Origin of the sequence: Mariniflexile sp. HNIBRBA6329 (assembly GCF_043558645.1) — a bacterium.
Classification (GTDB): domain Bacteria; phylum Bacteroidota; class Bacteroidia; order Flavobacteriales; family Flavobacteriaceae; genus Mariniflexile.
Genome location: NZ_JBIFXS010000014.1, coordinates 15,253 through 27,133, shown reverse-complemented (window position 1 = coordinate 27,133; position 11,881 = coordinate 15,253). Strand labels below are relative to the sequence as shown.

Here is an 11,881-nt window from a genome sequence, read left to right as displayed (position 1 = left end):
TTACAATTCATTTTTATAAAGACCAAACACTGTAAAACCAAAAAATCGTTTACAAAAAACATCTATCACATATTTTTCACTTTTCAGTTTGTTTAATGCTTCCTTTTTAACTTGTTCAAGTTTAGTTTGTAATGTAAAAAAAGAGCCTTGTTGCGCAACAAAAAAATCGGCATGTTTCACACTTAAATAGTCCAGTAAATACTGGTAATGCTTATCTTCTATACGTTTAATCATGGAAACGTCATGTGTTCTATAATAAAAGCCTACGCTGTCCAATTGTTTTACGGTACCGCCATGTTTTAATAACGAAATCCAGAATTCCCAATCTTCACAGCCATAACGCATGTTTTCATCATAACCACCCACTGTTTCCCAATCCGTTTTTCTAAATAATGCAGAACAAAATATCATATTTTCTTGGCTCAAATTAAAAAGGGAAAAGGGCTTTAATTCCCAAGCACCTGTCTCCATACCAAACTTTTCCGCCTTGCAGTACACCACTTTTAGCGAAGCATCCTCTTGAAACGCACCAAGTGCCTTTGCTAAATAATCTTTAGAAATGGTATCATCGGCATCCAGGGGTAATATAAATATGCCAGAAGATTGGCTGATACCATAATTTCGGGCACTAGCCAACCCTTTGTTTTCTTGATGCACATATTTAAATCGGTCATCTTTTTCTATCCATCCGTTTGCAACCAATGCGGTAGTATCTGGACTCCCATCATCAACAATAATGCATTCCCAATCGCTATATGTTTGCTCCTTAACAGATTGCAATGCCTCATCCAAATACTGGGCATGGTTGTAACACGGAACGATGATGGAGACTTTAATCATAAAATAATCGGTTATATTTTTCTTTAAATGCTTCTAAACCAAAATGTGAAACGGCATAAGCCCTTGCATTATGAGCTAATTTACTATATAATTCCATATCTTCAGAAAGTTGCAAAATCTTATCTTGGGCAAAATTTAAAAATGCATGTTCAGAATTATCTTGGGCGATATACCCATTATAGTCATTTATAACGTGTTCATTAATACTGCCCACATTGGTAGAAATAACAGGAATCCCCAATTCCATGGCTTCCATAATGACCAAAGGAAAACCCTCGCGGATTGACGGAACTATCAAGACGGAGATTTTTGAAAATTCGCTACGTACCTTTTTGGGGTCATTACAATTTTCTAAATAAGATACTTTAGGGTAGCTTTTTTTAAAACCACCAAAATGGTCTCCAATAACCTTGATCTGGTGACTGGAATGTTTAACAATTTCAAAAAAAAGTTTCGGACGTTTCTCTTCTGAATTTCTGCCAATAAAGCCTATTGTAAACGTATTAAATCTTGAAAAAATGAGCTCTTCATGAAATGCTCCAATGGAAACCCCATTGGGAATAACAGAAATCCTTTTCAATAAATGGCTTTCCAACCCATTTTTTTCATATAAATCCTTATAATCCTGAAGGGTCTTATTGTTTATCACAACCCTATGGGTCAATAGATGTACATAAGGCAACGATATTATCTCTATGCCGTTATCAGCATACGAAAATGCATGTGTTAGGTCTATGGTCTTGACATTTTTTTTAATTTGCTGTATCACTTGGTAAAAAAAAGGGCTGTTACAACCAAATAAGGTTAATGGCTTTAAATAAGACAACAATCTTAGCCCTTTTATAACATAGTTCTTTCTATTGGAATTAGTAACAAAAAAGCAAAACGCATGGTGTTTAAATTCATCAGACAACACAGAGCCATCTGTTCTGTCAAATAAAACAAACGGTTTAAATTTCAAGGATTTAATAATCTCCAAATGAACACGCTCTGCACCTCCTATATGATGGTAAGGAATAAATAATATGGCAATTCTTTTAGAAAACAAATTTTAGGTTTTGGGTTATGGTTTTTTGGGTATGTATTCAGGTATTATTTTTTTATCCTGTGTTGCTTACTTTTAGCTTTTTCAAAATTACTGTAAAAAGTTTTAAAAGCAAATATTTACCCATTCTGTAACAATAATCTGTCAGGAAAATAACTCTATTTTTATAAAAAGTATTTAAAAGAACCAGCATGTTTTTCCACGGTGTATATTTTTCAAAATCTTTTATATAATGGTTTAAATACGCTTTTAACAACACCTTTTGTGTTCTTTTTTTATTGGCAATAAGTAGTTTACACATATCTGGAATAAACATCTGCAATGCCATAAAATAATTTAAAGCATAGGCATTTTTGTTTTTAATAGTAGCTTCCTTGTAAACACTATCATGGGGTGCATTATAAAAAACCCTATAGTTAGAATTAGCACTAAGCATGGCTCTAACATGTATTTCAGGGTCATTTAACCTAGGGTATTGTGGATTAAAACCACCTATGGTTTTTAAAAACTCTATTTCCCATATGGTACACATAATACCCCAATGAATCTTACAAGATAAAAACGCCTTTAAATAATCGTTACGTTTTGGAATAGTTTGTACTCTGCTCTTTCCATTATTTTGAATCGCCATAGGAAATACCCAAAAATAATTTTCAGAAGTTTCTTTTATTTTAAGAATCCTGTTTGTAACACAGTTTGGCAATAATACATCATCGGAGTCCAGAAAAATCACATACAATCCTGTGGCTTTATATAACCCGTGATTTCTACAACTACTTGCCCCTTTAATAGTATTTTCAGGTCTTTTATGATATTGAATCTTAGGATTTGTTTTTACATACCCGCCAATAACTTCCTCTGAATGGTCTGTAGAACCATCATCTACCACAATACATTCCCAATTTGTATAGGTTTGAGAGAGGACACTTTCTAAAGTTTCACCAATGAGGTGTGCACGATTAAACGTGGGAATAATAATGGATACCAAAGGGGTATTGGTCATAACACTAATTTATAGTGCCGCTAATATAGGAAATTTGTAGGTGAATCTTGAACGTTGGCGAATGAGTTACAATACTGAAGTTTTACTTTAAACCTCACCCACAACCCCTCCTGATTTCTATGATAAAACCAAATTATTTTTATAAATAGTTTGGTTTTTTATTACAGCAAAAATACGGTGAATGATTTTATTTCTCACGGCGTTTAACACAGACATTTTATTTTTGCCCTCACTTACTTTTCTACGGTAATAATTGCCCAAATCATTTTCAAGCCTTATGGCACTCAAAGCCCCTAGATGCAGAATGCTTTTAATTGATTTATCAGCATAGAATGACACTTTTGGTTTTCTGTAAATCGAGCTTCCCGATTGGTGCTCAAAAGGGACTACCCCAGAGAAGCAGGCCATTTTTCTTGGTTCTGTTATTTTGGTAAACCCTTCGGTTTTAGCTAGCATATACCAAGATAGAACGTTACCAACACCTGGAACACTTTTTATGAGTTTTGATTGTTCTTTAAGACTTTTATTATCTTCTATTATTTGCTGTATTCTCTTTTCAATAACCGCAATTTGGTTTTCAACTCTTTGAATGATCTCTTGATTGAGATTTAAGAGGTCTTTGTCCAAACCTATGGTTTTCATTAGCTTATAATCATGTTGTTGCTTTTTTAGGCTGCGTTTCATTTTGATTCTAGAATCACGCTCAGTGATCAAAACCTTCAACTGTTTGATTGGTTTTGGGGATGGTCTCCATTGGACGTTTTCTTTTTGGTTCTTTTCGATAAAGACAGCGATTCTATAGGCATCTATTTTATCGTTTTTGCCCCTAACAAAACCCAAACTTTTAATCAGATGGAGTGGATTGATTACATAGACCCTCCAATCAGTGCTTTCCAATACCTCATAGAGGTTCCAATTATACCTGCCCGTGTTTTCCATGGCAACAACAACCTTTTGTTTGGTGAAGGGCCTAAAGAATTCATGGATTGCTTTCTGGGTGTTCTCAATAGTAAAATGCTCAATGCTCTGCAGCTGCTTGACACAGATGTCCAAAGTTTTACTGCTAATGTCAATACCAATAATAATGTTTTCCATAACTTTGCTTTTAAGATGATAGATAAGAGAAATTCATCAATTAACTTAACTCCTTGATAATGGGTCTTTCCCTAATTTCTATTTGAGTTCTTGATGAAAGGGAAGTAAAGTCTAAATCACATATTGAACATTAAAATTCAGAGCCTGTCTTAGTTCACTTTATTTCCTTTCTCTTTCTTAAATTTATAAAAACAAATCTAAAGGAGCCTGTCGAAGGGTTGTCACCCTAAACGCCACACAACTTGTCACCCTGAAATCGAAGATTCAACGAAGTTAATTCATTTCTGGGTCTTATAAACCTTGTCACCCTGAGCCTGCCGAAGGGCTGTCACCCTAAGCCTGTCCAAAAACCAATGTCAGTTCGAGTGATTTTCGAAGCATGAGAAAATCGTATCGAGAATCAGTTCGAGTGATCCCGATTATTTCATCGGGATAGTATCGAGAACCACTCAACTGTACAAAATATCCTGCAAACTATCAATATGCCTCTTTAAACTAAAATGCGCCTTAATATGCCGTTTCCCATTAGCACCCATAGACTTTGCTAATTCCAAATCATCCAAAAGCATCATCATATGTTTACTCATAGCCTCCACATCATGCTCCTCGCAAAGCAATCCGGTTTCGCCATGCACAATCACATCAGGAATACCTGCGTGAATAGTGGAAATAACAGGCAATCCCGCTGCACTAGCTTCTAAAACCGCTAAAGGCGTGCCTTCCATATCGCCCGTATCTGCCGTTATGGAGTGCTGCACAAAAGCCAACGATTCCGCCAATAAACTACGGTACTGCTCTGGCGTGACCACACCCAAAAAGTGAACATGTTCCGTAATATGGTACTGCTTAACCAAATTTTTACACATGTTTAGCAGCGCACCGTCTCCAGCCATTAACAAACGGGCATCAGGATGCCTTTCCAACACTTCTTTAAAAGCCATAATGGTATAATATGGGGCTTTCTTATCGGTAAACCGCCCAATGGCAACAAATTGTTTTTTAGTAAACCTAGGCACTACTGTTTCAAAATCGGGGTTTGGTCCATATACATTATAAACAAGTTTGTCTTCTGGACACCCCAACGCTAACAACCTATGCGCCATGACTTTTGAAACTACTATAATCTTTTTAGCAATAGCAAAGACTTCTTTATAATTTCCACACTTTTTAATAACTCCATCAATACTGGCATCATAGCCATGAAAGTGCACCGCAACAGGCAATCCCGAAGCCCTAAGCATGTCTTTTAAATCGTGGGCATGGGTGCCATATTCCACCAAAACCGTTTCAATATTGTTTGCCTTTAAACTATACAACACGCGTTGTTGCCATAAATAGCTACTGGGTTTTCTAAAAAGTTTTGCATATACTCTTAAAAATTTATAACGATATAAAGGCATTAACCGCTGTTGCCCCTCCAGTTGTATATGGGCATCACTACCATAATAATAAAACACCTTTCCTTTTAAATGGTTTTTATGTGCCTGAATGAAAGTTTCAGAATACGGATTTTGATTGGGTGTAAAAATAGCGATGTTCATAATTGTTTTTTTGCTGTTCCATATAATCCTGTTATCATTTGACCATCTTTAAACTCTATTTTGGTGTTTTTATCCAATTTAATCAAAAACCTAATAATAGGTTTTAAAATTAAAGACAAATACTTGCGTTTATTAGCTTTCATCGGGCTTCTACGCACCCACAAACCTAACATTTGCGCCATGGCGGCATGCCAGCCTCCTGTTGCTTGTATTTCAATATCATTAAATCCTGAATTTTCTAAATGGCGTCGCAAAGAAAATGGGGTATAGCGGTATTCGTCATGGGGTACTTCATGCAAATTCCATAAAAATGGTACGGTAAAGAAAAAAAAACCTTCTGGTTTCAAAACCCGATACACTTCGCTTAAAACAACCTCTGGTTCTTGGCAATGCTCTAAAACTTCGGTAGCAAAAGCACAATCAAAACTATTGGTGTTAAAAGGCATGGTTTTTCCGTCCCAAGTAAAATCTGGTTTTACATCTGTATCATATTCCAAAGCATTTTCAATATCTAAGCCTGTGTAGGTTGAAACCTTACTGTGCTCTAAAATATAATTTTTATATGGCATTTTGCCACAACCTATATCTAGCAAAGTTCCTCTAAATAAAGGTAAAGTTTCCTTTAAAGCTTTAAAGATTGCCGTTCTAATAATATACCGGTCTAAATTGTTAATCGAAAAAGGAATATCTGTAAAGTCTTTCACCTATATATATATTTTAACTTCGATTTAATTTTAACAACTATACTTTCTAAAAATGACCTTTCAACAATGCCAAAGGCTTTCTTTCTACTTTCCATAGCCTTGTTAATTAAATCAATAGATTCTTTATCTGAATAAATTAGTTTAAACGCTTCTTGAGTTTTCACTCCGTTTAAACATTTTGTCTTACTGTCCAAATTACTCCATATTCCTTTATCATGTTCTCTGTAAACACTCATATAATCAGGTAACACATAAGCTTTACTATTTTTTATTGCAATTAACTGCAACCCCCAATCTCCGGCTGAAATTGTTCTAAAAAAGTTAGGCAAAGGTTCAATTACTTTCTTTCTAAAAATCAAAGTACTTGTATTTAAAACATTTTTAAATATCAATTCTTTAAATCCAAATTCCTTAATTTCTAAAGATATTTTATTTATACCAATATTAGACTTTGTACTTGATTTATGACCACAATAGCTATAATCTTTATTTTTTTCCAACAAATCAACCTGTTTTTGCAATTTTAAAGGGTCCGTCCAATAATCATCACCCTCACATAACGCAATATATTTACCTTGACAACTTTTTAAGTTTTCAATCATATTGAATCGCCCTGTTGGATTGCCATTAATAGAAATAACATCCTTTCTGGAGCGTAAAAACAACCTAATTCTTTCTGGATATTTATTAGCATACTCTATACAAATCTCACGGGTACCATCATTGCTTTCGTCTTCCCCTAAAATAACCTCAAACGGAAAAGTGGTTTGTTGCATTAAAATACCATCCAAACATTGTTTGATGTAATTTACATGCTGGTAGGTTTGTACACAAACAGAAACCATGGGTTGCTTCATTTTATAATTAATTTTTAATGCGCCAACTATTATGCTTTAACACGCTTAAATAACGGCGCACCGAGATTCTAAACTTACAATAAAATATATTGTACAAAAACGTTTTTAGGGCATTCTTATACATGTTATGGGCCAACTCATACCTAAATTTGGGAATGGAATAATTATTTAGCCATTGTATAACAGATGGAGGGTTCTTTTTGTACCCTACATAGTGTTTGATGGTTAATACTTGGTTGAAATTTTGCTGGAAATAATTTCTAGAGGTCAACAAACTCATAAGCCCTTTACCATGCACCCTGTATACAGCCATAACATCGGTACCTCTATAAGCTTTTAGCCCTGTTTGATGTAATAACATGGTATATAAAAACCAATCGCCAAACTTAACAACTTTAAATTCACTTGGTAAATGGGTAAGACAATTTCTAAACAACACGGTACAGGTAATTAAATTATTCTTTCCCAAAAAATCATCTATGGTAAAGGAGTCTTCAGTGTCACGTAACCCTATAAATGCCTCTGGTATTGATCCTCCTTTTTCATTTAAAATTTTAGCGGCACCGCTATGGATGGCGTAATCTGGATTAGCCTCCAAAAAATCAACCTGTTTTTGCAATTTTAAAGGGTCGGTCCAGTAATCATCGCCTTCGCATATCGCAATATACTTCCCTTTACTGGCTTTTAAATTCTCAATAAAATTATAGCGTCCAGTAGCTTGTCCATTAATATAAATCACATCCTTTCTGGAGCGTAAAAACAACTTGATTTTATCTGGATACTTATTGGCATAATCCATACATATCTCCCGTGTACCATCATTGCTTTCATCCTCTCCTAAAATAACCTCAATCGGAAAGGTAGTTTCTTGCATTAAGATACCATCCAAACATTGTTTGATGTAATTTACATGCTGGTAGGTTTGCACACAAACAGAAACTAATGGATTTAAGCTATTCATAAAGAAATTTCTCTAATTCGGTATTCTTCAAATCATTAATTATATAGTCTATAATATTTCTTGGCAAATATTTCCAATCATTATCTTTTTCTTTAATCTTGAAAACAGAATAAGCGTCTGAATGATTTATACTTGTACTAATATTAAGAAAAGCATCAGTTTGTTTTTCATAACTCAAATCAGTAAAACTAAATAATTGCTTAGTTATATTAACTGGATTTTCTAAAAGATCCTGATAATCCAATAAATAGATGTTCTTCGGATATTTTTCTTTTAACCTTAAAAACAATAATGAAGCTTCCTTCCATTTATTATATCCATTAAACTCTTCCTCTTTATCAGAATTTTTTTTAGGAGCATCCAACCATTCTTCATGAAAATTCCATCCTAAATGTTTCTTAAATTCCTTTGGAGCCTTATACCAACTATAAAGCGTTGCTAAAGGATTTCTTATTAAAAGAATTAATTTAACATCATCAGTTTTACTAAGCATGTTATCCAAAATATAATGGTATCTAACTTCCTTATAACAACAATGTGTTAATCGATTCTCTTTTACAAATACAGGTACAGCATTTTTAGATACCGCATCGTGTTGATTTAAAAATGCATCTTGAGAATTTACTATTTCTTCAAAAAACGTATTAATTTCATTTACATTGGAATAAGGAGTTAAATAATCTCTAAATGCATAAGAAAATAATGGTTGAAATTTAAAAGCCAGACGTGGGTGACTATTAAATATATTACCTAACCATGTTGAGCCACTTCTTGGCACACTATGTATTGCTATTTTTTGCATTAAATTAAATTATACTCGTTTAAAATATCCAAAACCTGCTCTTTGCTATTAAACATTAAAACATCTATAATAGAAAGCCAAGGTGTAAATTGATTATTGAATTGTTGATAGGTTATTGGTTTGCTTTTTAAAAAACTAATTTCAATGCCTTCTGCTACAAACTGCTTTTTATTATATAACATTTCCCCTCCAATAGGGTTTATGTAATGAATTGCTTTTTCTATTTTAGAAATCGCTATTATGCGTTCTGCTTTATCTAGGCCTTTTGTTTTATTAAAATCTAGCGAACTTGTTTTAAATTTTGTTTTTAAATTTAAATAACCAGAAACCAGCACAATACTATTCATTGCCAATTCTGAAATAGTTAATGCTTTTGTTGTTATTAAAAAATTATAAAGTAAAGGAAAAATAGTTTCAAAATAAGGGGCATTTTTATATGACTGTTCAATAGTTTTTAAAAATTTTAAATTGTTTTTCTGAAACTTTTTTTCACAAATCAAAGTTTCTTTGATTAGGGAAAAAGAACTCATATTTTTTAAAGAAATAGTAAACATGAAATCTTTGTTGTTTACTAAAATTCTATTCCTATTAATCCAACCACCTTTAATAAAATTTACATCGTCATAAAAAACAAAAGTATCAACAGCATTGATTAACTGAAAATATCCAATATAAGGAAATATATAAGGTTGCATAATACCCAATGTCATAAACTCTTTTTTATTAGTTCACAAATTTCATCTACATCACTTAATAACAAACTATCATATATAGGCAAACACAATATTTTTCTTGAAATGGCTTCAGAAACTGGCATACTATTATAGTCTAAATATGGCAATTCATTTAAACTTGGAAAAAAATAACGTCTAGGAAATATCTCTTTTTTTTCTAAAGTTTCTTTGGCCTTAAGCAATGCGGCTTCCGAGTTAAATATAATGGGATAGTACGAATAATTCCATTGGGTTTGTTCTCGAAGTTTTAATGTTTTCAAAGGGGTTTCTTTTAAAGCTTCATTGTAAAATGCTACAACCTCTTTGCGTCGTTCCAAAATAGTTTTTATGTATGGCAATACTGCTAAACCCATGGCTGCCTGAGGTTCACTCATTTTGGCATTAATACCAACACCATCAAATGCTTCTTTACCTTGATGCCCAAAATTGTGGTGGGAAAACATGGTTTTAAAATACTTTGCTTTACAAAATAAGGTGCCACCTTCTCCGGTATGGAACAATTTTGTAGCATGAAAACTACAAGTGCTTACATCGCCATAATTAAAAACAGATTGCCCTTTATAAGTCACACCAAAAGCATGCGCCGCATCATAAATCACTTTTAAGTTATGTTTGGTGGCTATTTGCTCTATAGCTTCAACATCACAAGGATTCCCAAACACATGGGTAGCTAAAATAGCAGATGTTTTTGAGGTAATAGCAGCTTCAATTTTGGTTTCATCTATGGTTAAATACTCAGGGTGTATATCTACAAAAATTGGTGTGCACCCTTCCCAAACAATACTACTGGTGGTGGCTACATAACTAAAGGGGGTGGTGATAATCTCCCCTGTCAAACCCAACGCTTTAATAGCAATTTGCAAGGGCAATGTACCATTAGTCATGGTAAGTATATTATGTACTCCTAAATATTTTTTTAAATTGGTTTCAAGTTCTTGTACCAAAACACCCCGGTTGGTCATCCATCCGGTATCCCAAGCGCGTTTTAAAATGGCTTGGTATTCCTCTTGGGGTGGTAAAAAGGTTTTGGTTACGTTAATCACTAAGATCTGTTTTTTGGTTTTGCAAAACAAATGGTTTCTTCAGCATGAATCGTATAATGTCCAATAAAAATTTCATAATCCAAATTCAAATTTAATATCCAATTTGGAATGGTTACAAAATCGCTCATACTATGGTAAATCGCAATGGCTAATTTCGGTTTAAACCTTTTAATGGTTTCTATGGCACCTTCTAATGCCAAAGGCTCGGCACCTTCAATGTCCATTTTAATAAAATCAACCTTTTCTAAACGATGAGATTTTACAAAATCATCTATGGAAATCGTTGAAGCAGTTCCCGTATGTCCTTCAAAAAATTCAAATTCCACTTTGCTTCCCGGCCCATGGTCCTTAAAATAGATTAAATCTCCCGAATTGTTAGATACAGGATTTGGCACTAAGTCTATTTTCGAAGAGAAGTGAGGATTTAAAGATATATTACGGTTAAATAATTTCAGATTATCAGGAATAAACTCAAATGAATAGACTTTTCCGTTTTCACCTACCTTATATGCAAAATATAAAGCGGTATCTCCCCAACAAGCACCAATATCTAGCACAGTGTCGCCACTTTCAGCAGCAACGATACTTTTATCATTCAATTTATAAGCATATTGCTCCATGATAAAGGTGGTAGCTAAACCTTTTTCGGTATAATAAAAACTAATATCTAAGCCAATAGATTTTAAATCCATTTTTTTTAAAATAAAATGCATAAAATGTGGATCAATGGTATCTTCTGAATTTGCTAAAGATGTGGCTGTTTTTATGGCGTCCCAATATTCTGGATTGTTTCGGGATAATTTTACTTTTTTATACCCTAATACTCTGTATGCAATTAAACTAACTAAAAGTTTTTTATCTGGTTTGCTAATATGACACCATATATTTTCAAACTCATTTAGATAAGGATTTACAAAATTATGCCCTAAAGTTGGATAAGCTTTATTTTCTAAATTATAGCCTATAATCTTTTTGATAAATTTTTTTAATTCTTTGATGATTTTTTTTGGTTCACCTAAATCCCTCCATTTTTTCTTTTCTTTTGAAGTATTATTATTAGTATTTAAAGGAAATGTTCCAAACCTATATGTATCATAATTTTCAACACCATAATTGTTTTTTAATGATTGTATTATTTTTTTATCTAATGCTTTTATAAAATCACTCATTATCATTTGATTAGTTTTGTTCAATATATTTTCTTTTAATTAAACCAAAAAACATATCCTACCAGCTTCACTTTTTCACATTATATT

12 protein-coding genes are annotated in these 11,881 nt (G+C 33.2%); all 12 read right to left on the bottom strand.

The window, feature by feature from the left end; translation table 11 throughout:
• A complete protein-coding gene (locus tag ACGK9U_RS13685) occupies positions 1-840 on the bottom strand; it encodes a glycosyltransferase family 2 protein (RefSeq protein ID WP_394466947.1) in 840 nt (279 codons plus the stop codon).
• Entirely contained in the window at positions 833-1,888 is a 1,056-nt protein-coding gene (locus ACGK9U_RS13680; protein ID WP_394466946.1) for a glycosyltransferase family 4 protein, read from the bottom strand. The genes ACGK9U_RS13685 and ACGK9U_RS13680 overlap by 8 nt, the downstream gene beginning before the upstream one ends.
• 52 nt (positions 1,889-1,940) lie before the next feature.
• Positions 1,941-2,888 (bottom strand): glycosyltransferase family 2 protein, encoded by a 948-nt coding sequence (locus tag ACGK9U_RS13675; protein WP_394466945.1) that lies wholly within the window; start codon positions 2,886-2,888, stop codon positions 1,941-1,943.
• A 117-nt stretch (positions 2,889-3,005) separates the two neighbouring features.
• Positions 3,006-3,983, bottom strand: a complete 978-nt coding sequence (locus ACGK9U_RS13670) for an IS110 family transposase (protein ID WP_394466944.1) — start codon at positions 3,981-3,983, stop codon at positions 3,006-3,008.
• 449 nt (positions 3,984-4,432) lie between these two features.
• The gene (locus ACGK9U_RS13665; RefSeq protein WP_394466943.1) at positions 4,433-5,524 is read right to left on the bottom strand and encodes a glycosyltransferase; all 1,092 of its coding nucleotides are present in this window, start codon (positions 5,522-5,524) and stop codon (positions 4,433-4,435) included.
• Complete coding sequence (locus tag ACGK9U_RS13660; protein WP_394466942.1) at positions 5,521-6,228, bottom strand: class I SAM-dependent methyltransferase; 708 nt, start codon at positions 6,226-6,228, stop codon at positions 5,521-5,523. The genes ACGK9U_RS13665 and ACGK9U_RS13660 overlap by 4 nt, the downstream gene beginning before the upstream one ends.
• Complete coding sequence (locus tag ACGK9U_RS13655; RefSeq protein ID WP_394467010.1) at positions 6,225-7,073, bottom strand: glycosyltransferase family 2 protein; 849 nt, start codon at positions 7,071-7,073, stop codon at positions 6,225-6,227. Before ACGK9U_RS13655 ends, ACGK9U_RS13660 begins: the two co-directional genes overlap by 4 nt.
• Positions 7,074-7,092: 19 nt before the next feature.
• The gene (locus ACGK9U_RS13650) at positions 7,093-8,046 is read right to left on the bottom strand and encodes a glycosyltransferase (RefSeq protein WP_394466941.1); all 954 of its coding nucleotides are present in this window, start codon (positions 8,044-8,046) and stop codon (positions 7,093-7,095) included.
• Positions 8,039-8,848: a sulfotransferase domain-containing protein gene (locus ACGK9U_RS13645; protein ID WP_394466940.1), complete on the bottom strand. Its 810-nt coding sequence runs from the start codon at positions 8,846-8,848 to the stop codon at positions 8,039-8,041. Before ACGK9U_RS13645 ends, ACGK9U_RS13650 begins: the two co-directional genes overlap by 8 nt.
• The gene (locus tag ACGK9U_RS13640; RefSeq protein WP_394466939.1) at positions 8,848-9,558 is read right to left on the bottom strand and encodes a WbqC family protein; all 711 of its coding nucleotides are present in this window, start codon (positions 9,556-9,558) and stop codon (positions 8,848-8,850) included. Before ACGK9U_RS13640 ends, ACGK9U_RS13645 begins: the two co-directional genes overlap by 1 nt.
• Complete coding sequence (locus ACGK9U_RS13635) at positions 9,555-10,625, bottom strand: DegT/DnrJ/EryC1/StrS family aminotransferase (RefSeq protein WP_394466938.1); 1,071 nt, start codon at positions 10,623-10,625, stop codon at positions 9,555-9,557. The genes ACGK9U_RS13640 and ACGK9U_RS13635 overlap by 4 nt, the downstream gene beginning before the upstream one ends.
• Entirely contained in the window at positions 10,625-11,794 is a 1,170-nt protein-coding gene (locus ACGK9U_RS13630; RefSeq protein WP_394466937.1) for an FkbM family methyltransferase, read from the bottom strand. Before ACGK9U_RS13630 ends, ACGK9U_RS13635 begins: the two co-directional genes overlap by 1 nt.
• Positions 11,795-11,881 lie beyond the last annotated feature (87 nt).

Coding starts and splice junctions, on each gene's coding strand:
- ACGK9U_RS13685 (WP_394466947.1), bottom strand. CDS start 840: ATGATTAAAGTCTCCATCATCGTTCCGTGTTACAACCATGCCCAGTAT.
- ACGK9U_RS13675 (WP_394466945.1), bottom strand. CDS start 2,888: ATGACCAATACCCCTTTGGTATCCATTATTATTCCCACGTTTAATCGT.
- ACGK9U_RS13670 (WP_394466944.1), bottom strand. CDS start 3,983: ATGGAAAACATTATTATTGGTATTGACATTAGCAGTAAAACTTTGGAC.
- ACGK9U_RS13665 (WP_394466943.1), bottom strand. CDS start 5,524: ATGAACATCGCTATTTTTACACCCAATCAAAATCCGTATTCTGAAACT.
- ACGK9U_RS13655 (WP_394467010.1), bottom strand. CDS start 7,073: ATGGTTTCTGTTTGTGTACAAACCTACCAGCATGTAAATTACATCAAA.
- ACGK9U_RS13650 (WP_394466941.1), bottom strand. CDS start 8,046: ATGAATAGCTTAAATCCATTAGTTTCTGTTTGTGTGCAAACCTACCAG.
- ACGK9U_RS13645 (WP_394466940.1), bottom strand. CDS start 8,848: ATGCAAAAAATAGCAATACATAGTGTGCCAAGAAGTGGCTCAACATGG.
- ACGK9U_RS13640 (WP_394466939.1), bottom strand. CDS start 9,558: ATGACATTGGGTATTATGCAACCTTATATATTTCCTTATATTGGATAT.
- ACGK9U_RS13630 (WP_394466937.1), bottom strand. CDS start 11,794: ATGAGTGATTTTATAAAAGCATTAGATAAAAAAATAATACAATCATTA.